Below are 23,485 nucleotides of genomic sequence, written 5' to 3'. Positions count from 1 at the left end.
TGAGCAACTTTAAACTTTAAACCTTTTAAACTTTTCGAAATGGAAGAGATAATTAATAAAGTAGCCAATAGTGTACTCGAAGTTTTTGATCTTGAGGATTATTATCCAAAAGGGATTCGTACGCAAATTGACATCTCACAATGGCTTGCTGAAGGATTTTTGTTAAGAGAGAAAGATTTCAGAGAAAGTCTGAAGAATCACGATTGGTCTCAATACCAAGATCATTATGTAGCCATTCATTGCAGTACTGACGCAATTGTTCCGGCTTGGGCATCGATTTTAGTGGCTACGCAGGTAGCGCCTTTTGCAAAAAAAACAATCAACGGAACATTACAAGACATTGAAGCTTCTTTATACGAAGAATTATTGCCAAAAATAGACTATTCGGTGTATCAAGACAAACCCGTTATCTTGAAAGGATGTTCTAAAAAACCAGTACCAACCCGTGCTTATGTGGTTGCTGTACAACATCTACAACAAGTAGCCCGCAGTATTATGTATGGTGAAGCTTGTTCGGCCGTTCCTTTATTCAAACGAGGAAAAGAAGATTCTAATCGATAAAACTTGCCGTTTAACAACTTTTTTTGAACGATAACGCTGCAGATGTAATTTTGTATTTAAAATAAAATACATGAAAAAAATTATACTTAGTATGATGTTAGTGTCGACCATAGGTTTGGCGCAAGTAAACGAGAAAGAAAATTTAAAAAAAACAGAGGCTGCTGCCGCAAAAGTAGGAGCTGATAAACCGGACGGCTGGTTAAAATCAGGGACCTTTTCGCTAATTGGAAACCAAGCCACATTCAACAATTGGCTTGCAGGTGGACAAAGTAATATTGCCGCTAACTTATTAATCAACTACGATTTCAATTATAAAAAAGGAGATCTTAATTGGGACAACAAAGTAATTGTAGGTTATGGTATTGCTAAAATTAAAAATGCAAAAACTCAAAAAACAGATGACCGCCTGCTGTACAACTCTTTAGTGGGTAAAAAAGCTACTGGATATTGGTTTTACTCTGCGTTTTTTAATTTCCAAACACAATTAGATTCTGGTTTTGATCCCGCTACTCAAACCAACAAAATATCTCATTTCTTTTCACCAGCTTATTTTCAATTGGGACCAGGTATGATGTGGAAAAAAAGTAATACTTTTAAATTTAACATTGCACCAGCAACCTCGAGATTAATTGTGGTACATCCACATTTTACTTCTCCAGAAGCTTTAGCATTAGCCGAAAAAACAACCTCTTTTGGAGTGGCCGAGGGCGAGAGTACTCGTTATGAATTTGGTGCCGCAGTAAATGGCTATTACAAATTCAATGCGATGAAAAATGTCTCAGTAGAACAAATTGCCAATTTATACTCGAATTATTTAGATACTCCCAAAAATGTTGATATCGACTATCAAGTTAATGTAGTGATGACTATTAATAAATACTTATCAACCAATTTTACCTTTCAAACCATTTATGATGACAATGCCTTTCAAGGATTTCAAACTCGTCAAAATATTGGTTTAGGTGTTAATTATGGTTTTTAATTTTAAATTATTTCATAAAAAATGCATTCTGAAATCTTTTTAGAATGTATTTTTTATGAATTATATCTTTATCAATCTTTGCCTTTTCAACTTCCTCTAAACTCGCATATTCAAACTTTAATAAAACCTTTTCGACAAATGATCCTACTGAAAATAAATTTTGTGAAGAGGTAAAACTAGATACATCAAATTTAAAACTTTACTGCTTATTATTTAGTTGAGCACTTTTTGAATATCTAAAACTTCAAAAAACGGATTACCATTAAACAAGTATTGTAAAAAAGGAATGTGATTGGACCCATAAATAATCAAGTAACATTCATCTTGCTTGTAATCTACTTGCCGCATGACATTATTGAAATTTCTAAGGTTTGCTCCGTACCAAAACGAACTTACATATTCTAAAGAGCTCATATCACTACCGGTTCCCATACTTAAAAAATAGTTCCATTCGTTATACTCTGCTTGCTGTAATTTTTTCTCAGAATTAATGTGTTGCAAAAACTTATTCAATGGCACCTTTTGCAGGAGCGAATCTAGCTTGGGAAATTTGTATGGGTATTTCAAATCATAAAATTGAGCATTCGTTCTGGTTTCATCATTAAATTTACCTAACTCCAAGTATAATTTTCTAACTGCCTCATCCACCTTGTTTTTAGGTTTATAGGTGCTATCCGCTAATTCTTCGGGTTGGTAATTCATACCGATTACCTTTTTATGATTGAGGATTTTGGCCGTTTTCATTCCGAGTTGGAAAATTTCATTGGCTTTTACACTTCGTTTCTCAGGTTCTTTTCCTTGCAAATAATCGTTGTAAATACTGTCATAAAAAGGTTGATTTTTCGGAGTAAATTCAAGGAATACCTTCGTAGGCTTGTATTTAGCAAGTTTTGCTACTAAACTAGCAACCTCCTCTTGTCGCTTTTGCGAAAATAAGTCTGAATGCAACTTGCTACTGCTTTCTAAACTTTGATTAAAATGAAAAGTCCCTAATAAAATAACTTTTATTCTTTTGGGATTGTCTTGCCCGAAAGAAACACAACTTATAAGCAAGGCGAGTATCAATAGGTACTTTTTCATAGCGATCTGTTTTAGAGTTGAGTTAAAACGTTTATTTATTTTGGCAACGGACTTCTAATTTTATTTTATTTGAAACTGTTGCACCATCCAATGCGAAGCATGTTCCGATATTAATTCTTTTTTTAAACTTTCGTTCCTCGTATCTAAGTATGAATATACTTTTAAAGGAACCGACTTAGGAAACTCCTGCAAACTTTTTGCTAACAACGCACTTGATTCACTGAACTTGCCAGCCGATTGTAGAGCTTCTACTTTATAAATTTTGATAATAACGGGCACAACGCCAAAGGTGCTTTGCAATTCGGTCTCCAAATCGTCTAACAAATTATTCTGAAAAGTAGCATCCGGTACTTTTCCATTAACTGCCGTTTGGCTGATATGTTCTTGATACGCTAAAAACAAATTCAAGATATGGAGGTTTTTAGCATCTTTATCAGCATACAATTTCTGAATTCGCTCTGACATACTAGCTTGTAATTCACCTGTTTCCGACTGTAAAATTTGTTCGTAAAAATCAGTTAACAAGTTAAGTACCGTTTGGTCTTTGGTATCAATTTTGGCGTCTTTTTTAATTTGTTGTACAAAGGAAACGTAGTCTGCATTTTTTTGTGAAAATGAGTTGAGACTGATTAAAAGCAAACCTGCTAAAATAATTTTTTTCATGAATTTGTAATGTATAACTATGTTTTGGTTTAAATTTAAAAAATAATAAATCTGTATATTTTTAGCCACCAAATGGATAACTGTCTGTTAAAGAATAAATTACAATACTCCTATCCATTTTTATGTGACTAACAATCTCTTTTCGAAACTGTCACCCGCTATTCCTTCGAATTTTTTGATTGCTTGCGCATGCGCTTTGGTCCGTACCAAAGCCAAAATCCGGTTACGGTAAAAATGAGTAATGCCAAACCCATAACCGAACTATACACCACCTTCAATTCTCCGCCCGTGGTACCAAATATTTGATCTAAAAACGACCCGTCGTGAATGGTTTCTATAAAATCAGAACGACGGCGTGCTACTTGTAGCAAATTACCGGTAGCGCCATCCAATTGTACTTCCCAGAAACTATCGGTAAATACAAATTTTACCATTCCTTTATCTTTTCGAATATCGATTCGGTCTAATTCAAGCGAGAGTTGAGGATCAATTGAATCGTGTGCAATTTTACACGCCTTTTGATGCAACTTATCTAGTGGCAACCACTCTTTCAAATTGGTTGATGTTCCTTTAATTGATTGTGGTAATAGTAATCCGTTACTATGTTTTTTCCATCCCAAAAACAAACCACTTAATGCAATGACAAAGAAAAACACAAAGAGTAAGGCACCTGTTTTGCGGTGAATTTCTCTGAAATTTCGTAGCAACTTTGCTTGATTTTGTCGTTTATTTGATGGGGTCATTTAATTGTTCAAAAGATTGAAAATAGTACCAAAGTTCAAAAATACATATAGCTTTTAAAGCTCTGCGTTTGTTTTCAAATATACTGAAAAAAGAAACTTATACAAGACATTTCGTACCCAACTATGCAACTGAAAAGTGTTAATTATTGTAAATAGCACTTTAAAATGCTACCCTAATGCATGAAGGATGGAAGCGGCATCCTTTTTATACCTTTTAGGCTACTAGCCTTTTGAAGGCTAGTAGCCTAAAAGGTATAAAAAGATATAGCGAACAGCCTGACGCAGCTGCAACGATAGTGAAAGCTGGGGCATGCCCAAAAAAAATCCCTCTTGAAATTCAAAAGGGATGTGATATAAGGTTGTGAAACGATTAATCTATTTCGGATTCATCGTCTTGTTCCTCGTCTTTCTCGATGGCGTCATTGTAATCTGGATACAAAAACTTGTTGTACGGGAAACGGGTTATGTGTATCTGGCGCACAGACTCGTACACGCGTTCTCTGAATTCTTCGAAATTTTCTTTGTGTGTGGCCGAGATAAACAAAGCGTTTTGCTCTCCTACTCTACTCATCCAAGTGGCTTTCCATTCCTCTAGCGTGAAGTGTCTTGGTGTTTTTTCGGTCATCAAATCGTCCTCGTCAATGACTAGTGGTTTGTAGGCGTCAATTTTATTGAACACCATAATCACCGGTTTGTCATGCGCCTTGATGTCTTGCAAGGTTTGATTTACCGACTCGATATGGTCTTCAAAATCTGGGTGCGAAATATCGACTACGTGCAGCAATAAATCGGCCTCGCGCACCTCATCAAGTGTACTTTTGAAGGAATCAACCAACTGCGTAGGCAATTTTCTAATGAATCCTACGGTATCCGAAAGTAGGAAAGGCAAGTTTTTAATAACCACTTTACGCACGGTAGTATCTAGCGTTGCAAAGAGTTTGTTCTCTACAAAAACATCACTTTTACCCACAGCATTCATCAAAGTAGATTTACCAACATTGGTATACCCAACTAGCGCCACACGAACCATAGCGCCACGGTTGCTGCGTTGCACGCCCATTTGTTTATCAATGGTTTTGATTTTGTCTTTGAGTAACGAAATACGATCACGTACGATACGACGGTCGGTTTCAATCTCGGTTTCACCCGGTCCGCGCATTCCAATTCCCCCTTTTTGGCGCTCTAAGTGCGTCCAAAGTCCTGATAAACGAGGCAACATATAAATACATTGCGCCAGTTCAACTTGGGTACGGGCATAAGAGGTTTCGGCACGTTGCGCAAAAATATCTAGAATAAGGTGGGTACGATCTAGAATTTTACATTCGGTGATAATCTTGGATATATTTTTTTGCTGTGACGGCGATAATTCGTCATCAAAAACTAGGGTCGAAATTCCATTTTCTTTTACAAAAAGGTGTATTTCTTCTATTTTTCCGGTACCAACAAACGTTTTGGGATTAGGGCGCTCCATTTTTTGCGAAAAGCGTTTGATTACCTCTCCACCAGCGGTGTAGGTTAAAAACTCTAATTCGTCTAGGTATTCGTTTAACTTTTCTTCACTTTGATTTTGAGTTACGATACCTACTAAAGCGGTTTTTTCGAAATTGATTACTTCTGTTTCTAACATGTTATTGAATAAGCTACAAATTTACGGATTTGTCAGCGACTTACGAAGCTATCTGATTATAAAAAAAGAACGTTTGAACAGAATGTAACTTCGGTCAAGCCAAAGGAAAGTTTTAACTCGAATATGAATCTAAAAAAAAATCAAAAGCAGGCTTACGGACATTAAATGCAATTTGTTTTAAAAATAAAAAATAAAGGGCTTACTTTTGTAATTAAGGGGTTTTCATTGGACTTATCATTGTTGAATGGCTTTTGCCAAATGAAAATCGAAACATTAATTTTTAAAATTTTATTTAAAAATGAAGCAATTCTTTTTTACAACCGTAGTTTGTTTCCTGTTTTTGGGCACGATACAAGCGCAACAATTGCAATCTCCGAACGGAAAATTAGTTTTGGAGTTTGCCCTACAAGCAAATGGAACACCAAGCTACCAGCTGAATTATAAAAACAAGGCGGTAATTAAAACCAGTAAATTAGGTCTTGAATTGAAAAATGACAAGAAATCATTACTAAATGATTTTACGGTTGTTGATCAAAAAACAAGCAGTGTTAACGAAAATTGGCAACCTGTTTGGGGCGAAGTTGCCACCGTAACAAATAATTACAACGAACTAGCCATTACTTTAGAGCAAAAAGAAACGGAACGTAAAATGATTATTCGTTTTCGTTTGTTCAATGACGGTTTGGGTTTTCGCTATGAATTTCCTTCGCAAAAAAACTTGACTTACTTTGTAATCAAAGAAGAAAGAAGCCAATTTGCCATGACTGGCGATCATACTGCATTCTGGATTCCGGGCGATTATGATACACAAGAATACGATTATACCACCTCTAAACTATCCGAAATTAGAGGGTTGACAGAGAAAGCTACAACTGCCAATGTATCTCAAAAATCATTTTCGAATACAGGAGTTCAAACTTCATTAATGCTAAAAACTGCTGACGGATTATACATCAACCTACACGAGGCGGCATTGATCAATTATTCTTGTATGCACCTAAACCTTGATGATAAAAATATGATTTTTGAATCGTGGTTAACTCCTGATGCTAAAGGTGATAAAGGCTACATGCAAGCGCCACAACATTCACCATGGCGTACCATTATCGTGAGTGATGATGCGAGAGAAATATTAGCCTCTAAAATGACATTGAACCTCAACGAACCCAACAAAATCAAAGATACTTCATGGATTAAGCCTGTGAAATATGTGGGCGTTTGGTGGGAAATGATTACTGGAAAAAGTTCTTGGGCTTACACAGATGAGTTGCCGACTGTACAATTGGGAGTAACTGATTTCTCAAAAGTAAAACCAAACGGCAAGCACGGAGCTACCAATGCCAACGTAAAAAAGTATATCGATTTTGCTGCCAAGCACGGTTTTGATGGAGTTTTAGTTGAAGGCTGGAACGAAGGTTGGGAAGACTGGTTTGGTCATTTAAAAGATTATGTTTTTGATTTTGTAACGCCTTATCCTGATTTTGATGTAAAAGGTTTGCAAGCTTATGCTACAGAAAAAGGCGTAAAGATGATCATGCACCACGAAACTTCAGGATCGGTGCGCAATTACGAACGCCACCTAGACAAAGCGTACCAATTCATGAAAGACAATGGATACGATGCTGTAAAAAGTGGTTATGTTGGGGATATTATTGAAAACGGTGGCAATCATTACAACCAATTCATGATCAACCATTACCAATACGCTATTGAAAAAGCAGCCGATTATAAAATTATGGTGAATGCTCACGAAGCGGTACGACCAACAGGAATTGCGAGAACCTATCCTAATTTAATAGGCAACGAAGCGGCAAGAGGAACAGAATACCAATCTTTTGGAGGATCAAAACCAAACCACGTCACGGTTTTGCCATTTACACGTTTAGTTGGTGGACCAATGGATTATACTCCAGGAATATTTGAAATGGATTTGAGCAAGTTGAACAAGGACAATAATTCTCATGTAAACAGTACACTTGCCAATCAGTTAGCTTTGTACGTGACTATGTACAGCCCACTTCAAATGGCGGCTGATACACCAGAGAATTACGATCGTTTTCCAGATGCGTTTCAGTTTATTAAAGATGTTGCTGTAGATTGGTCTGATAGCAAATACCTTGAGGCAGAACCTGGACAATACGTTACTGTTGCGCGTAAAGCCAAAGGAACAAACAACTGGTTTGTAGGTAACGTAAATGGCGAAACACCGAGAACAGCAACAATCACATTTGATTTTTTAGAGAAAGGTAAAAAATACAATGCTGTAATTTATGCTGATGCAAAAGATGCCCATTATAAAACCAATCCGCAAGCTTACACCATTCAAAAAAAGGTAGTAACTAGTACTTCAAAAATTAAATTATCTAGCGCTCCTGGTGGTGGTTACGCCATTAGTTTAATAGAAATTAAGTAATAGTAAAAAAGGCTGTCAAATCAATGACAGCCTTTTTTTATGAAGAGTAAAAACGTTTAGTCTTAATTTACTTTGATAACTTTGATATCAAAAATTAAAACAGAACCTCCGGGAATACCACTGTAATCAAAACTACCGTAACCCAAGTGTGCCGGGATTAATAACATTCCGCTTCCTCCTTCTTTAAAAAAAGGAATTCCTTCGGTCCAACCTTTGATTACCTGTTGCAATCCAAAAGAAATTCCTTCTGGTTTACTTTGATCAAACACATTTCCGTTGGTATAATATCCTTTGTACGCTACAGTCACATTAGATGTTGCGGTAGGCTGTGCTCCCGTACCTTGCTCAGTAACCACATAATACAACCCAGTACCTGTTGCAGTAGCCGTTAGGTTTTTTGCAGCGATATAATCTGTAATTTGTTTTTCATTTTGCGCTGTAAAATCGGTTGGCTCTTTGTCGTTGTCAGACAAACAAGAAACAAATAAGAACGAAATCAAAGCTAATACTGTATATTTCATAATGTAATTTTTTAGTTTGCTGGCAAATATACTAATTTCAGCGAATGAGTAAGTTAAAATTATTTTTCTCCATAAAGTTGTACATCATCCACCATAAACGAACCATCCAGAGCTAAGTTCCGACCTGATCCTACAAACTTGAATGCTATGTTAATTTTGCCTTGATAAGCAGATAAATCAATTGGGCCACTGCCAATGAATTGATTCCAAGGCGTTGCTTGAGTTGGCAATTTCGGGTTTAATTTAGTCCAAGTGGCAGTAGTTACATTCAACCCATTAAAATCAGTTGACACGTAAACCTCCAGCGCATTTAAAGGCGAATCAACATCCAAATGATGCTGTGCCGCTCTAAAAGTGAGGATTTCCTTGGTGTACACATCCATATCAAATTTTGGCGATATTAACCACGCAGTATTGTTCAACACTCGAGTACCTGAAAAGTAAAACTCCGCATATCCGTTTCCTGACGAAACACCACCGCGCCAAGCTAATGATCCGTTTTGTACAATATTGGCCCAGCCTGGTAAACTAATAACAGAACGATCTACAACAGTTTTAAAATCTTGATTAAAAAAAGGAATGGCTCTGTTACCAGTCATCACTATATCTTTAGCCGAGCGTGGAAGCAGTTGGTAATCATCTCCAAATTTGGTCAAAATCCCTCGAACAGTCCCGTTTCCTTCAGGTATTTTTTGAGCAGCAAAGTCGGCAAAACTGCTCGTTCGAACATACAACTGATTGCCACTTTTATCCACTATATTCCAATTACTTGCTCCTCCTACATTATTGGTTTCTTCAAAAAAACTACGCCCAATGGCTTCTTCTGCAAATTGAACATCTTTGATTTCAATAAGTGTGTTTAAATTGGCATCATTAAACACCTCTTGTAAACTCATTTTGCGTACCAACGCCCCCTCCTGAAGCTGCGTACACGAAGCATTTACTATTTTTTTATAATCATTTTGCGAAAGCCGCCCCACTCCACCTTGATTAAAGGCATTCACATAGAGACCACCAATTCGTAAACCTCCAAAGTATAAATCGGTGTACAAGTCTTTTAGTTTAATATACACTTTTGTGCCCACTCGATACTCAATATACAAGTTGCTCACATCAATAGGAATGCTAAAACCTTGCGCCGCTGTGTTGGCTGTAGCCAAAGTTTGAAAGGAAATCGATTTGAAAAAATTCCCTCCTTCATCACTTGATACCACATAAGCCTCAACCACATCATCGTATTGGTATTGGGTTGCGGTGGCAGTTGTTTGAGCTAATACCTTAGCAACTGTAGCTGTCACCGCAATGTCAGACTGTGTACATTTTAATTCTGGTACAGCTGTTTCCTCAGGAACGCAACCTACCAAAAAGAATAAAAAACTTAAAACAACTATCGTATTTTTAAACATTGTTTTCATAACTATCATATTACAAGTTGATATAAAAATTGACAAAATAAGTACGGCCATAACCATAAAAATACTTTGGTCCAAAAGAAGGTGTTCCGCTTGAAACATCTTGGTTTCGCTCTCTAAAATTAGCATTACGAGCTTGCTCAAAACCACCTGTTTTGAAACGTTGATTCAGCACATTATTCACACTAAAAAAGACTCCCAGATTTTTACCTTTCACAATCCATGATTTGCCACCTACAAGATTCAAAAGCATAATAGGATCGAGTTGTTCTTGCTGCAACAACTCTTTGCCACGTTCAGGAGTAGCCTCTGGAAAAGTAAGTCCGCTACTTGGGTTTCTGTAAAAAATATCAGTCCGCGCTATTGGCGATACATCCAGAAAACTATGAGACAAATAGTTTATGGTGCTACCCAACCACCAATATTTAGGATCACGATACTCGCAACCAAAGGAGTACGCTCGCTGCGGTGTCCCCGATTGTTTATAGTTGGTTAATGCAGCTTTGCCGAAATCAAATTGAGCATTTTCATTGGTTGTTGCTGCTTGCGCGTCATTAACCAAAGTTACATTCGGATTACTTGCATACGTATGCAAACCAAAAGCTCCCGCTAAAGTAGTCTTAAATGTTGCCGTCCATTGATACTCTAAACTCAACTCTGCACCTGTATTTTTTTTGTTTAAACCTGTTAAAGTCTGACTCACAAAAGCATCGGTACTCGCATATCCAGCACCATCGTCAAAAATTCCTTCGGCATAGAAAAAAGATACTTTGGTGATATCGCGTTGTAAGGTGTGGTACGCCGTAGCACGCGCCTTAAACAATGGAGAACGATAGGTATAACTCAACTCTAAACTACTATTGCGTTCACTTTTTACATTGGGAACCAACACATTATTGAGTCTAGCGTTTGAAAATACATTTCGTAACGCTGGCGCTTTACTCAAGTGAGCCGCATGAAAACTGAGGAGTTGCTTCCCAGAAATTTTGTAAATCAAACCCGCTTTAAACCCAAAATTTTCAAAATGTACCGTTTCGCTTTTTCCAAAGGAGCTGCTGGGATACAAACCATTTTTGTACAAGCCCTCTCTTTGATACACCGTATTGGAATAAGTTTGGGCTACATAAAAATCGACATCATTATAATTGAATTTAAACTGTGTAAAAGCGTCAATTGTTTGTGCTGCGTAGTTAAAATTATAGCCATAAACATCTCCCACCACAACCTGACGGTTCGGATTATTTAAATCAGATTGTGATTCATCGCCGTTGTAAAAAGCATCAACATCATTGTAGAACTTGCCTCCTAATAAATCCGTTAACTTTTGGTAATTGCGTGAAAAGAGTTTCTTGTACGAAGCAGCAGCGTTCAGACTAATATTATCGGACAGTTGCGCATTCAAATTGGTTGTTGCTGCTGCCACCTGATCATTTACAACATCATCGTAAAGCACATACTTGCTTTGAGCAGGTTCATAGCCTGTGATGGCGCCATTGCTATCGGTTACAGCGGTTTGATTGGCCATATACAAAGCTCTCCAATCTAACTGTGGTTGTGCTAAAAAGGCAGCTTTATTTTTGGCGGCATTATCTTCATCTGGCGTAAAAGCCCCAGAAAACTCCCCGTCATCAGGAGCGTAAAGCGAACTGTAAAAACTAGGTAATTTGCGATAATAAGCTGGATCCGGACTGTTGGCATTTTGAAAATCGATATTGCTATTGGTGATGGTTCCCATTTGATACATTAAAGTGGTGTTCAATTGGATTTGTTCTTTAATTTTAAAAAAATGTTGCAACATCACTATTGGTTCTTCGACCGTTTTTAAGCGCGCATTTCGTTTTTTTCCGTTTTGGAAACCCCAATACGAATTGTAATTTTCGGAGGTGAGTTGTGTGACCTCATCTGTATTTGGTGAATTTTTTGCTCGGGTGTTGGGTGTGTAAAAAGCAGTCAGATTTAGAGAATGACGTTGATTGAGTTTCTTTTCGATACTCACGAAAAAAGAATTCGCATCATACGAAGTGCCGTCAAAATAGCCCTCTTGCGCCCATCTTTTACTGGCCGAAATAACATATGCCCAACCCGATGAACTCATACCTGATGCGTGAGTAGCCATAGAACGCCAATTGTAATTGCTATTGGTTCCTGAAAAAGTGAGGCGCGTTCCCGGCCGATAAATAGAAGCTCGAGTATTTATTTCCTGAGTACCCAAAAGTGCCCCAAAAGTATAATCAGAAGGTGTGGTGCCAATGGTAAACTCTTGATTACGGAGCGCATCATTGAGTCCGCCCCAATCGCCCCACTGCGGTCGGCCATCAATTATTTTATTCATGCTAACGCCATTAATCATCATTATGGCCTGTTCACTATCTAATCCTCGGGTTCGAAAACGGGCTTGTCCCCAATGAAAAGCCGCCGCTTGTAAAAAAGCATCTCGGGTAGATTGTAGCAGGCCCGCCGTGTTTTCGGAACTGGAATTATCATCACTAAAATCACTTTCAGATAAAGCTATAATACTAGATTGCTGCTCGAAGGATTGGTCTTCTTGAAGTGGAATTGTACCTAAATCTAGGATTTGATTTGCGGTGAGTTCAATAGGAAATAACGCATCTTGATAACCTTGATTTCGCACCAAAAGATACCATTTGCCTGCCGGAATTTCTTGAATTTGAAAGCTGCCATCAGGATTGGTAATTTGCATTTGTGAGGTGTTTTGAATACTCACTACGACACCTGCAATAGGAATTTGAGTTTTGGCATTTACAACTGTACCGCGAGCAGCAGCATTATTTTGCGACCAAACACTATTAAACAACAAACCAAAGCACAAACAAATTCCGAGTTTTACCATATCCAATGCATTAGATTTTTACATCAACAAAAAATATTTTTTTAATTCAGCATGCCCAAAGTTCAACCAAAAGATATGACTTAAGGTTGAACAGCAAGCAGGCTTTATACCCACTTTTTTGCGGGTACTTCGTGTTAGAATTAAAAAATAAATTTTGGAAAAGTGGTATAAATCTTAAAGCTTAAGGCTGATGAATGGTATTTGAATTTCAAGCACTTAAAAACAATTCGAACGAATTATTATGTTAAAAATAACAAAAAAAATTATTAGTTGTTTCTTTTTTTGAAAAAAATAGCAGTATTTTTCTTTTTAAAAAAAATGAGCTGTGTGAGAAAAAAGAATACGACAAACATAGCCCTGATCGCAGCAGGTATCCTTTTTTATAAACGCTACTATTTTTGGTGTTGTACCACTACTCGTGTGCGTTTATAAAAAAGATACGGCTAAGAGCGGGAATAGATAGCTACTGAAAAGAGCATGACTGGTCCTACAAAAATTACGCGATAGCTTTTATTCTGGAAACCATAAGTGTAATTAACAGTCCGAAAACACCAATGAAAGCGAAAGAAAAACGCAGACTTGACAGCTCAGCGATGTAACCAATAATAGGCGGACCCATTAAAAAACCTAGGAAACTAACGCTTGAAACAGTGGTTAAGGCCACACTTGGCGATACATTAGGCGTTTTGCCCGCTACGCTATAAACGGTAGGGACAATGGTTGAAACTCCTAAACCAACAAACATGAATGCAATAGTTGAAGGAATAACAAAAGGGAAAAATACGGCTGTAAAAAGCCCAGCAGAAATCATGACTCCGCTAATTTGTAATACTTTTTTACGACCGAATTTATGTATCAAACTATCGCCAACAAAGCGTCCGCTGGCCATCATGATCATAAACGAGGTGTAACCCAAAATTACTAAGGCACCCGGTGCTTTTATTACATCTTTAAAGTAGACTCCGCTCCAGTCAAACATGACTCCCTCGCTGGCCATACAGCAAAAACCGATAACTCCAAGCCATATCAAAGTAGGATCAGGTTTAGAAAATAATTTTTTCTTGGCGGCTTTAGCAGTTTCTTTGGCTTTGATTAAAAATTTGTAATTGAAAACCATTAATAGAAGTACTAAAGCCCCTACGATAAGAAAATGAGCATACGGAGATAGTTTAAAAGCGAGCATACCTAAACCTACCAAGGCACCTGTAAAACCGGCAAAACTCCACATACCATGAAAGGAGCTCATGATGGTTTTTTTGAATAAGACTTCGGTGTACACGCCTTGCGTATTTACAGCAATGTTAGAGAGATTTCCGAAGATACCAAACACAAACAAACCAAGCGATAATTGCCAAGCCGCGGCAGCCAAACCCAAATTGGTTAAGCTGAGCACATACATAAAAAGTGAAAACATCAAAACTTTGTGACTTCCAAAACGAGTAACCAATTGGCCTGAGAACGGCATAATTACCAATTGCCCCATAGGTAAGGCAAAAAGAATACTTCCTAAATCGCCTTCGCTAAGGTGCAATGCTGTCTTGATATCCGGAATACGGCTTGCCCAAGTAGCAAAAGACAAACCCATGCCAAAATAAAACATAGAAACCGCCCAACGAATGCGGTTTAAATACGAGATTTTGACATCTTTATATGATTTTTTGAATTTGGCTTTGGTACGAGACCTGTTTAAAAAGTTGAGCACAATCAAAATAATGAATTTAGTAATTAGAGGTGTAAAATTACAAAAACCAACTATTGATTGTGTCAATACAACACTAATACCAATTAATACAACGTTATTGTTTATAAATAGCTATTAGCAAGCCATTATTTTGAAGGCTACTTTAAAGTGAAATTACTTTTTGTGTTGCGCTACTTTGCAATGCTGCCTCGATAATTTGCATTACATGAACACCATCTTGGCCCGTTACAGGCTCAACGATATTGTTTGTAATTGAATGATACACACCATCAAAAAACGCCATATAATTGCCTTGTTGTGTAGGTACGAATTCTTTTTTCAAAATTCCATCAACTTCAGTGTGTAAAAAACCTTGTTGCGTTTCGGGCTCTGTTCCCCAAGTTGCTGTGTTGGGCTGCATGCCAAGTTTCAAATTATCTTCTTGCACATCGGCGCGGGTTTTTAAGAACGATCCTTTTTTACCATGAACAACAAACGACGGAACGGCTTCGCGAACAAAAAAACCAGCTTTCAAACGTACTCTAAATGAATTGTAATACAAAAGAATATCAATACAATCATCAACCAATGAATTTACTCTCGTAATACGAATATCAGCAAAAACAGCTGTTGGCATTCCGAACAAACACAATGCTTGGTCTATTAAGTGTGGGCCCAAATCTTTCAGAATTCCGGCACCATCATTAGTTGTTTCTTTGTGTTGCTTAGGACTTAACAAAGGATTGTATCGATCAAAATGGAATTCGGCTTCTACAATTTCGCCCAAAAATCCTTCTTGAACCACTTTTTGAACCGTTTTGAAATCGCTATCCCAACGGCGGTTTTGAAAAACGGCCAATTTCACCCCTTTTTCTTGAGCAATTTGGGCCAATTCTTCTGCTTGAGCAACTGTTGTGGTAAAAGCTTTCTCGACAATGGCATGTTTTCCGGCTAATAAAACTTGTTTGGCATACTCGTAATGCGTTGCAACGGGTGTGTTCACAATTACTAAATCAACTTCATCTTGTAAAACGGCTTCAAGCGTAGGATAACTTTTTACGTTTGGAAAATCAAGTTGAATTAACTTTTTACTGCGTTCCCACGAGCCTAGCAATTCAAATCCGGAATGATTGGTTATAAAGGGTGCATGAAATACTTTTCCTGACATTCCGTAGGAGAGTAATGCGGTTTTTATTTTTTGCATAAAATAAGTTTCAATTTTGTGACATGTTCATTTTAAACATATAAGTCATATTGGGTCTCGAAGTTATTTAGGAATCAAGCAAACCCTTAACTTTTCTTAATATCTTAATGGTTAAAAAAAAGAAAACTTACCTGACTTATATGTTTACAAAACCTAAAGTTTAGCTCGCTCGTATTGTTTAGGCCAAGCAATTTCTGCATTTAAATCGTGTGCAAATGTCAATCCCAAATTAGGATCTCTCAATGATTCACGCGCTACCAAAACCAAATCGGCTTTTCCAGAGGAAACAATTTCCTCCGCTTGAGCTGCCTCGGTGATTAAACCAACGGCTCCTGTTAAAATGCCTACTTCCTTTTTTATGCTTTCCGCAAAAGGAACTTGGTAATTCGGACCAACAGGAATTTGCTGTTGCGTTACCGCTCCGCCAGAAGAAGCGTCAATCAAATCGACTCCTTTTTCTTTTAAAATTTTTGATAAAGCAATCGACTCTTGTAAATTCCAACCACCTTCAGCCCAATCAGTAGCTGAAATTCGAACGAACAAAGGTAAATTCTCCGGCCATTCCGCTTGCACTGCTGCTACTATTTCGAGTGTGAATCGGATTCGATTTTCGAAACTACCACCGTAAGCATCTGTTCTCGTATTAGACAAAGGCGATAAAAATTGATGCATCAAATAACCGTGAGCAGCATGAATTTCCATTACCTGAAAACCCGCTTGAACCGCTCTCTTAGTAGCCGACTTGAAATCTGCAATTACTTTTTGAATCCCATCTAAATCAAGTGCTACAGGCTCAGGATCCGTATCGTAGAACGGAATTGCACTTGGCGCCACGGTATTCCAACCACCCTTTTCGATAGCTACTTTTCGACCACCGTTCCATGGCGAAGCAGCACTGGCTTTACGTCCGGCATGAGCTAACTGAATGCCAGGAACTGAATTTTGACTGATAATAAAACGGTTGATTTGCTGCATTTTCTCGATTTGCTCGTCTTTCCAAAGTCCTAAATCTTCTGGCGAAATGCGTCCTTCTGGCGATACCGAAGTAGCTTCTTGAATAATCAAAGCTGCGCCACCACTGGCACGGCTTCCTAAATGTACCAAATGCCAATCGTTTGCAAAGCCATCTACGGCAGAATATTGGCACATCGGTGAAATAGCCAAACGGTTTTTTAAGGTGATACTTTTTATTGTTAATGGAGAAAATAATGCTGATGTCATGCTGAATTAAATTTAAAATGAAAGAAACACTGTAATAAGGTTCCAAAAAAGTAAAGTTAAGGCTCTATTACCAAAGTAAGAATTGAATTTTTGATAATTAACAAACTTTTAAAAAGCGATGGTACAAATATTGTAAAATATACAAACAGAAAACCTTACTTTTGTGAGTTATAAAAGAACTAAAAAATTAAAATGGACATAGTTATCAAGCTTTCTCAATTTTTATTGAGCCTATCATTACTGATTGTACTTCACGAATTAGGACATTTCATTCCTGCCAAATTATTTAAAACCAGAGTCGAAAAATTCTACTTGTTTTTTGATGTAAAATATTCTCTTTTGAAAAAGAAAATTGGCGAAACCGAATACGGAATCGGGTGGTTGCCACTAGGCGGTTATGTGAAAATTTCGGGGATGATTGATGAAAGCATGGACAAAGAACAAATGGCTTTGCCTCCACAACCTTGGGAATTTAGATCGAAACCAGCTTGGCAACGTTTAATCATCATGTTGGGTGGTGTTACGGTCAATTTTATTTTGGCTTTCATTATATATATAGGAATGGCGTATGTGTATGGCGACATTTATATTGCTAACAAAGACTTGAAGGATGGAATGCTGGTAGAAAATACGATCCTACAAAAAATTGGTTTCCGCACCGGAGATCAAATAAAAGCTGTTGATGGAGAAACTATCGAGAAATTTGATAAAGAATTAACCCTAAAAGTACTTACTGCAAAAGAAGTCGTTTTACACCGCAATGGTGCTGATACTACTGTAAAACTTCCTATTGATTTTGTAGATCAACTTGACAAAGTTGAAAAAGGAGTTTTATTAGATATCAGAATGCCATTTGTTGTTGGTGCAATTTCAGAGGGATCAAAAAACACCAATTTACAACCAAAAGATATTGTTCTTGCTATTAACGGTACGCCTACTAAATATTTTGATCAAGCCAAAACCGTTCTTGAAAACAACAAAAATAAAACTGTAACCGCTACAATACTTCGTGAAGAGAAGGAATTAAAATTACCGGTTGTAATATCGGCTGATGGAAAACTTGGTATTGGAATTGGTCGTTTGGGTATGGAATCGCTAGAAAAACTAGGCTACTATAAAGTAAGTAAGCAACAATTTAGTTTTGCCGAATCTATCCCGGTAGGAATCACCAAAGGAAAAGACCAGCTAGTTGGCTATGGTAAACAATTAAAAATGATTTTTAGTCCAAGCACCGGCGCGTACAAGCAAGTAGGCGGATTCAAAGCTATTTTTGATATTTTTCCTAAAACTTGGAGCTGGGAAGTATTCTGGAATATCACCGCTTTATTGTCAATAATGCTCGGAGTAATGAACCTTTTGCCAATTCCGGCACTTGATGGAGGTCATGTGATGTTTTTATTATACGAAATTGTTTCAGGCAAAAAACCTAGCGATAAATTCCTAGAGAATGCACAAATGGTTGGTTTTGTTTTACTTATCACACTCTTACTATTTGCTAACGGAAACGACATTTACAAAGCGATCATCGGCAAGTAAAAAAAATGAAAAAAAGTTTGAAATTTATTTGCAGAAACCAAATGATAGCCTATCTTTGCAACCGCTTAGACAAACAAACAGAGTTGTTCAAAAGCAAATAAAAAAGACGTTCTTTAAAAAAAATAAAAATATACAGTTTCCTCCTTAGCTCAGTTGGTTAGAGCATCTGACTGTTAATCAGAGGGTCCTTGGTTCGAGCCCAAGAGGGGGAGCTTTTTTAAAAAGACTATCAGCAATGATAGTCTTTTTTTTTGGTTTAAACTTTTTCGAACCTTGGTTCGAGTCCGCCACGGCGGAGGAGCTTTTAGAAAATAATAGAATTTCTTTTTAATTTTCAATTAGAAAGTTACTTGGGGATATTGACCTTTTATTTTGAGTTAAAAGGGAGTACTCTGTCTTGAAAAGGTAAGTCTTTTTAAAACCCCGATCAAATGTCGGACTCAAACTAAGAGATGAAGGGAAAAAATAATTTTATAAGCTAATAATCCTTTTTACTTGGAATCACTCCACGAATTCCACCTCTCGGATTTTCAACATCATTTTTATATCGTGGAATAATGTGTATATGACAATGCGATATCGTTTGTCCAGCATCCTCATTTATATTTATACCAATATTAAACCCATCTGGTCGAAATTTTTCTTGAAGTATGTTTTTTAATTTATTCACGACAATCCAACAGGCGGTTTGTTCTTTTAAAGTCAAATCAAAATAATTTGAGACTAATCTTTTAGGGACAATTAAAGCATGGCCTTCTGAAACTGGAAACTTATCATAAAATGAAAAAACTGTTGCTGTTTCAACAATTAATTCTCGTGTATCTGCTCCAATCAAAAAAGGGCTTAAATCTACGTTTCCTTTGTTTAAAACAGTATAATGTTGGTACTCGTATATTTCGCAGTTTTCGTTCTTATAAATAGACAAATAACCTAATCTGATTAAACATTGATAAGTTTCTTTTTTATGGATTTTGTGAATTCTAAAACCTTCGTGTTGAATATCTCTACGAACAGCAAAAAAGGCTTTTCCGTTTGGCTTTAAGAGACTCGACACATTCATTAAAACCTCAGCTTGCTCTTCAGGAAGTAAAACATTTAGAACATAAAAGCACAAGATTGTATCATATTTTTCGGTTGGACTTGTTGGAAAATAAAAGGGATCGTATCCGGTAATATCAAAACCTTCATTTTTCAATAATTCTACATCTTTACCAATACCACAGCCAAAATCTAAAACTTTACCCTTAATCTTTTTTTGATTTAGTAAAATCCTAGCAGGATAAGAAAGTGATGTTCTTTCAATTGCTGTTAAGTGACTATTTGGGTTTTGGCTACTCATTCATAAATAAAAATCCGTTATTACTAGCAATGGTAATCAATGGTTGAATGGTATTTGAAAATTTATCTTTTTCAAAAGCATCAATACTGGGAAAAATTGTCAGAAACTCATCCATATATTTACTACTTAAACTATACTGCTTATTGATTTCAAAAGCTAACTTTTGTAATTCATAAAATTTGTGGAAATGCTTATCAAACAACGGAAGTTTATCGCTTTTTGAAGAATTGAATTTTTTTTCAATTGGCAACAAATTCCAAATTAGATCGTGTGAAACAAAAGCATGAGGAACGAAATGATCTAAAGCATAATTCTTTTCATCGAAATATAATTTAGTATCGGTAAAAATACAATTTATGTGCCCTAACTCTTTGAAAACAGGTTTCCAATATTGATTGGTTTGTTTAGCTAAACTATTTCTAATTGCAGGTTTAATTAATTTATTAGGAATGTCAGGTACATTTGGATTTCTGACTTGAAGAAACAAAGTCAAATTCCAATAACAGAAATCTTTAATGATTTTTGCGTTGCTTCGCAAATAATCAATCCAAATCGGATTAATGCTGATAAAGTTCTTGTGTAAAGCATACAAACTATCATTCAAAAAAGATTGCGAATCCGCATAAATTCGCTTGTAATGAGCAGTATCCGTCTCTCCCGCTAATTTAGGAAACCAAGGCGTCAAAAACCAATGAGGTACGTTTTTATCAAAATGCATTAATTCTTTAATGGTGACTTTGTTTTCAGATGTTTCTAAACGTTGATTTAGGCTTTGTTTTTTCTCATCAATAGTGAGTAATGCTTCTGCCTTTAAAATCCTTTCTACTGCCATTTGAATGTTGTCTTGTTTTCCATACGACACATGAAAGTAATTTATCGTATACCAAGAATTGCTTATCATTCTTGCAAAAATTTTTCTTTTTTCAAGTTTCAAATGACCATCTTCAACTAATTCAATAATGGCAAGCAACCAATAAAATTTATAAGTAGCAGAAGTGCTTCTGAAAACAGAAACCAATTTATTGACTGGTAAATTATTTGAAGTAGGAAGGTTCATCAAGCTTAGATTATTAATAATTTATTCCGTTAAAGTTTTTTTCCACAATTTCGACAAAACTTGTCTGACATATTAATAGTTGCTCTACAATCGCTACAATTAATAATTTGTGAATCTATGTTTTTAATTATAGGCTTATTAACATTGTAGAAATGTTGAGGAATTTCATCGACAAATGACGACTCGTTTCCTAATTCTGTAATCAGAAATAATTCGTCTTTGGCTCTTGTTATTGCAACATAAAACAATCGTCTTTCTTCTTCAAGTAAAACATCATATTTTATATCCTTAACAACTCTAAAAATAGCATCATCTAACCAAATGTCTGGGAATCCTCCGTTTCCTTCAGTTAAACCAATTATAAAAACTGCTTTAGCTTCAAGCCCTTTTGACGCGTGAATGGTTTTAGATGAAACAAAAAGTCTATTTTCTTTCAGTGCAGCCAAATACGGGCTAAACATTTTTGATCTTCTATACAAAACTAGAATATCATCTTTACCCAGACCACCTTGATACAATTGTCTTACTTTATCAACTAAAAATTCTACGCCATCATCTTCTGTACTTTTGGCTCTATATATTTGAATTTTACTCGGCATTTCATTAAATGCTCTAACATCTTTGCTGATTTGGTTTTTATTATGTTTTATAACTTCATTGCTTGCACCAACAATTGTTTGCGTACTTCTATAATTCACATCTAATTTATGTACCTCACAATCTTTATAATGCATTTCAAAATTGACAATGTAATCCACATTTGAACCTCTAAAACCATAAATACTTTGCCAATCATCTCCAACACAAAATAATTGATTGTCAGGTTTTAATAACAAGTCTAAAAATTTTACTTGCAAACCATTCACGTCTTGAAATTCATCAACCATTAAATACTTATATTTACTTCTATAAAGTTCTCTAACATCTTGATTTTCTTTTAGTAATTTAACGGCTAAAATTATCAAATCATCAAAATCTACGTAAGACTTATTGGTGCAATATTTTTTATATTCTTCAATAATTGGAATAGCTAGTTCATAAAAAACTCTAATTCTTTCATGATCACTTTCACCTGATTTTTCTAGCAAATGTGAAGGCTCAATACCTTCGCCTTTCATCATAGATTGTAAACGCATGACGGTTTTTAAAAACTCATCTATTTTATGATGGTAACGATGAAACTCTTCTTCATAACTTATAGAAACATCTTCTGTTATGTTTTCAGTAATTTTACCTTTAATAATTCTCTCCATGGTTAAATTGAAAAGAATTGAATTATTCATTATAGCCTCATAAGTAATAGCACAATTTTTACCACCTTCAATAAATTGCCTTTCTTTATCCTCCATTTTATAGCTCTTGTCGGTAACGTGCTCTAGATAAAGATTAGCTTGAGGAATAAAAAAATCTGGTTTAAAATTAAAGTCTTTGAAGTTGCTTACTTTTTCATAAACATATTTTATATTATGTCTATACAACCAATCAGCAATATCACGCTCCGATTTTGACTTTACAATTTCACCTTTTAAGGTAGTATAAGTTTTTTGCCCTTCATTAGTGTAAACCTTTATTTCTTTATCAATAGAAACCTTTTCAACATAATAATCTAGTATATAACGTTTTAATTTCAAGATATAATCACGATCTCGACACGCTAGAACTAATATTTTACTAATAATATCTTTCGGCTTTTCATTAGCAAGAATATCCTTTGCTTTCAAATCGACTTCATCGGTAGTATTGTCCGTAATTAGTTTGAATTTATTATCAAAAACTGGATTGCCATTATCACGAAGAATTTTATAACATAAGGAGTGAAATGTTCTAATTGTTAAATTCGAAATCCACGGTTGTTCAAGAACTCTTTTTCTTCTTTCAACCTCTTTTTGTTGAACAGTTGTGTATTTATTTTGAATGTAGGATTCGTAAGTATTTGTTTGATCACTTGCAATAATCAATCTATCAATCATTTCATTAGCAGCATTTTTTGTAAATGTAATTGCTAGAATGGACGAAGATTTTACTTCTTTTTCAGTAACTAAATAAAGAAGTTTAGAAATAACTGTTTTTGTTTTACCAGAGCCTGCACCCGCTAGAACTAATACTCTCCTAGCTTCTGAAAGTACCGAAGCTTTTTGTTTTGGATTTAAATTGTCAATTATTTTCATTTATGTGCGCTAATATCATACTGAAATTGTACGATAATATTATTTATTTATTTTAAACAGGTAGTTTTTACTGCCTATAATTCTATTTGGATTAACATGTATTTTCGAGAGACTAACCTCATTCTGCAAAATTAAACTTATATGAAGTAATGTATCAATCCAGTCAAATTTGAACATTAATCAAAGTGATGATTTTAGTTACTTTGTTTTTACTCAATTGTATAAAAAAGCAACTATTTTCATCATCAAAAAATATTGTACGTTATTTTTATTAACTGAAAAACTAATTTTTAAAGATAAGAAAATTATTAAAAAACATACAAATCAGTATTAGATTAATAATCCAAATAGGAAAATCATAAATTTAATAACACAAGTCCGCTACTACGTAAGAACTTTTTAGATAGACTATCAGCAATGAAACGT

At 35.8% G+C, this 23,485-nt stretch carries 17 protein-coding genes and 1 tRNA gene; 5 read left to right on the top strand and 13 right to left on the bottom strand.

Translation table 11 applies throughout. The annotated features are described in order from the left end of the window. The first annotated feature begins 39 nt into the window (after nt 1–39). Both L1S34_RS00855 and L1S34_RS00850 read left to right on the top strand, forming a co-directional pair. Nucleotides 40–561 carry a DUF2480 family protein gene (locus L1S34_RS00855; RefSeq protein WP_236362177.1) on the top strand — a complete coding sequence of 174 codons (522 nt, stop codon included), beginning with the start codon at nt 40–42 and terminating at the stop codon, nt 559–561. A 70-nt stretch (nt 562–631) separates the two neighbouring features. Beyond that, entirely contained in the window at nt 632–1,543 is a 912-nt protein-coding gene (locus tag L1S34_RS00850; protein ID WP_236362175.1) for a DUF3078 domain-containing protein, read from the top strand. Nucleotides 1,544–1,756: 213 nt separating this feature from the next. On the opposite strand, the gene L1S34_RS00845 is transcribed toward L1S34_RS00850, so the two are convergent. The 4 genes from L1S34_RS00845 to hflX form a co-directional block, all read right to left on the bottom strand. Then, nucleotides 1,757–2,623, bottom strand: a complete 867-nt coding sequence (locus tag L1S34_RS00845; protein ID WP_236362173.1) for a DUF5694 domain-containing protein — start codon at nt 2,621–2,623, stop codon at nt 1,757–1,759. A 60-nt stretch (nt 2,624–2,683) separates the two neighbouring features. Continuing rightward, complete coding sequence (locus L1S34_RS00840) at nt 2,684–3,286, bottom strand: hypothetical protein (protein ID WP_236362172.1); 603 nt, start codon at nt 3,284–3,286, stop codon at nt 2,684–2,686. 158 nt (nt 3,287–3,444) lie between these two features. Beyond that, nucleotides 3,445–4,029, bottom strand: a complete 585-nt coding sequence (locus tag L1S34_RS00835) for a PepSY-associated TM helix domain-containing protein (protein ID WP_236362170.1) — start codon at nt 4,027–4,029, stop codon at nt 3,445–3,447. Between the two features lie 370 nt (nt 4,030–4,399). Beyond that, nucleotides 4,400–5,656, bottom strand: a complete 1,257-nt coding sequence (hflX, locus tag L1S34_RS00830; protein ID WP_236362168.1) for a GTPase HflX — start codon at nt 5,654–5,656, stop codon at nt 4,400–4,402. A 298-nt stretch (nt 5,657–5,954) separates the two neighbouring features. Here hflX and L1S34_RS00825 point away from each other — a divergent pair, with 298 nt between their 5' ends. After that, the gene (locus L1S34_RS00825) at nt 5,955–8,069 is read left to right on the top strand and encodes a glycoside hydrolase family 97 protein (protein WP_236362166.1); all 2,115 of its coding nucleotides are present in this window, start codon (nt 5,955–5,957) and stop codon (nt 8,067–8,069) included. A 62-nt stretch (nt 8,070–8,131) separates the two neighbouring features. On the opposite strand, the gene L1S34_RS00820 is transcribed toward L1S34_RS00825, so the two are convergent. From L1S34_RS00820 to L1S34_RS00795, 6 genes are all read right to left on the bottom strand, one after another. Next, nucleotides 8,132–8,590, bottom strand: coding sequence for an FKBP-type peptidyl-prolyl cis-trans isomerase (locus L1S34_RS00820; protein WP_236362164.1), 459 nt, complete (start codon nt 8,588–8,590; stop codon nt 8,132–8,134). Between the two features lie 59 nt (nt 8,591–8,649). Next, nucleotides 8,650–10,005 (bottom strand): DUF5689 domain-containing protein, encoded by a 1,356-nt coding sequence (locus L1S34_RS00815; RefSeq protein WP_236362162.1) that lies wholly within the window; start codon nt 10,003–10,005, stop codon nt 8,650–8,652. A gap of 10 nt (nt 10,006–10,015) precedes the next feature. Then, a complete protein-coding gene (locus L1S34_RS00810; RefSeq protein ID WP_236362161.1) occupies nt 10,016–12,853 on the bottom strand; it encodes a carboxypeptidase-like regulatory domain-containing protein in 2,838 nt (945 codons plus the stop codon). 496 nt (nt 12,854–13,349) lie between these two features. Beyond that, nucleotides 13,350–14,621, bottom strand: a complete 1,272-nt coding sequence (locus tag L1S34_RS00805; RefSeq protein ID WP_236362159.1) for an MFS transporter — start codon at nt 14,619–14,621, stop codon at nt 13,350–13,352. Between the two features lie 76 nt (nt 14,622–14,697). Then, the gene (locus tag L1S34_RS00800; RefSeq protein WP_236362157.1) at nt 14,698–15,738 is read right to left on the bottom strand and encodes a Gfo/Idh/MocA family oxidoreductase; all 1,041 of its coding nucleotides are present in this window, start codon (nt 15,736–15,738) and stop codon (nt 14,698–14,700) included. Between the two features lie 153 nt (nt 15,739–15,891). Next, nucleotides 15,892–16,959 (bottom strand): NADH:flavin oxidoreductase/NADH oxidase, encoded by a 1,068-nt coding sequence (locus L1S34_RS00795; protein ID WP_236362155.1) that lies wholly within the window; start codon nt 16,957–16,959, stop codon nt 15,892–15,894. A gap of 192 nt (nt 16,960–17,151) precedes the next feature. Between L1S34_RS00795 and rseP the strand changes: the two genes are divergently transcribed. Beyond that, complete coding sequence (rseP, locus tag L1S34_RS00790; RefSeq protein WP_236362153.1) at nt 17,152–18,495, top strand: RIP metalloprotease RseP; 1,344 nt, start codon at nt 17,152–17,154, stop codon at nt 18,493–18,495. A gap of 138 nt (nt 18,496–18,633) precedes the next feature. Then, nucleotides 18,634–18,707: transfer RNA gene (locus L1S34_RS00785), tRNA-Asn, on the top strand. 266 nt (nt 18,708–18,973) lie between these two features. Here L1S34_RS00785 and L1S34_RS00780 read toward each other — a convergent pair. Genes L1S34_RS00780 through L1S34_RS00770 form a run of 3 tightly spaced genes read right to left on the bottom strand, consistent with a single transcriptional unit; the run spans nt 18,974 to nt 23,059 of the window. Further along, entirely contained in the window at nt 18,974–19,834 is an 861-nt protein-coding gene (locus L1S34_RS00780) for an HIT family protein (protein ID WP_236362151.1), read from the bottom strand. Further along, nucleotides 19,827–20,891 carry an HNH endonuclease domain-containing protein gene (locus tag L1S34_RS00775; RefSeq protein ID WP_236362149.1) on the bottom strand — a complete coding sequence of 355 codons (1,065 nt, stop codon included), beginning with the start codon at nt 20,889–20,891 and terminating at the stop codon, nt 19,827–19,829. Before L1S34_RS00775 ends, L1S34_RS00780 begins: the two co-directional genes overlap by 8 nt. Nucleotides 20,892–20,920: 29 nt before the next feature. Beyond that, entirely contained in the window at nt 20,921–23,059 is a 2,139-nt protein-coding gene (locus L1S34_RS00770; protein WP_236362147.1) for an ATP-dependent helicase, read from the bottom strand. Nucleotides 23,060–23,485: the final 426 nt, after the last annotated feature.

The organism is Flavobacterium sp. K77, assembly GCF_021608205.1.
GTDB classification, from domain to species: domain Bacteria; phylum Bacteroidota; class Bacteroidia; order Flavobacteriales; family Flavobacteriaceae; genus Flavobacterium; species Flavobacterium turcicum.
Note: the sequence above shows the minus strand (reverse complement) of the source record. Positions and strands in the feature narration are given on the sequence as shown.

Excerpts from the sequence above, each read along its gene's own strand:
- L1S34_RS00855 (WP_236362177.1), top strand. The coding sequence starts at position 40 with ATGGAAGAGATAATTAATAAAGTAGCCAATAGTGTACTCGAAGTTTTT.
- L1S34_RS00850 (WP_236362175.1), top strand. The coding sequence starts at position 632 with ATGAAAAAAATTATACTTAGTATGATGTTAGTGTCGACCATAGGTTTG.
- L1S34_RS00845 (WP_236362173.1), bottom strand. The coding sequence starts at position 2,623 with ATGAAAAAGTACCTATTGATACTCGCCTTGCTTATAAGTTGTGTTTCT.
- L1S34_RS00840 (WP_236362172.1), bottom strand. The coding sequence starts at position 3,286 with ATGAAAAAAATTATTTTAGCAGGTTTGCTTTTAATCAGTCTCAACTCA.
- L1S34_RS00835 (WP_236362170.1), bottom strand. The coding sequence starts at position 4,029 with ATGACCCCATCAAATAAACGACAAAATCAAGCAAAGTTGCTACGAAAT.
- hflX (WP_236362168.1), bottom strand. The coding sequence starts at position 5,656 with ATGTTAGAAACAGAAGTAATCAATTTCGAAAAAACCGCTTTAGTAGGT.
- L1S34_RS00825 (WP_236362166.1), top strand. The coding sequence starts at position 5,955 with ATGAAGCAATTCTTTTTTACAACCGTAGTTTGTTTCCTGTTTTTGGGC.
- L1S34_RS00820 (WP_236362164.1), bottom strand. The coding sequence starts at position 8,590 with ATGAAATATACAGTATTAGCTTTGATTTCGTTCTTATTTGTTTCTTGT.
- L1S34_RS00815 (WP_236362162.1), bottom strand. The coding sequence starts at position 10,005 with ATGAAAACAATGTTTAAAAATACGATAGTTGTTTTAAGTTTTTTATTC.
- L1S34_RS00810 (WP_236362161.1), bottom strand. The coding sequence starts at position 12,853 with ATGGTAAAACTCGGAATTTGTTTGTGCTTTGGTTTGTTGTTTAATAGT.
- L1S34_RS00800 (WP_236362157.1), bottom strand. The coding sequence starts at position 15,738 with ATGCAAAAAATAAAAACCGCATTACTCTCCTACGGAATGTCAGGAAAA.
- L1S34_RS00795 (WP_236362155.1), bottom strand. The coding sequence starts at position 16,959 with ATGACATCAGCATTATTTTCTCCATTAACAATAAAAAGTATCACCTTA.
- rseP (WP_236362153.1), top strand. The coding sequence starts at position 17,152 with ATGGACATAGTTATCAAGCTTTCTCAATTTTTATTGAGCCTATCATTA.
- L1S34_RS00780 (WP_236362151.1), bottom strand. The coding sequence starts at position 19,834 with ATGAGTAGCCAAAACCCAAATAGTCACTTAACAGCAATTGAAAGAACA.
- L1S34_RS00775 (WP_236362149.1), bottom strand. The coding sequence starts at position 20,891 with ATGAACCTTCCTACTTCAAATAATTTACCAGTCAATAAATTGGTTTCT.
- L1S34_RS00770 (WP_236362147.1), bottom strand. The coding sequence starts at position 23,059 with ATGAAAATAATTGACAATTTAAATCCAAAACAAAAAGCTTCGGTACTT.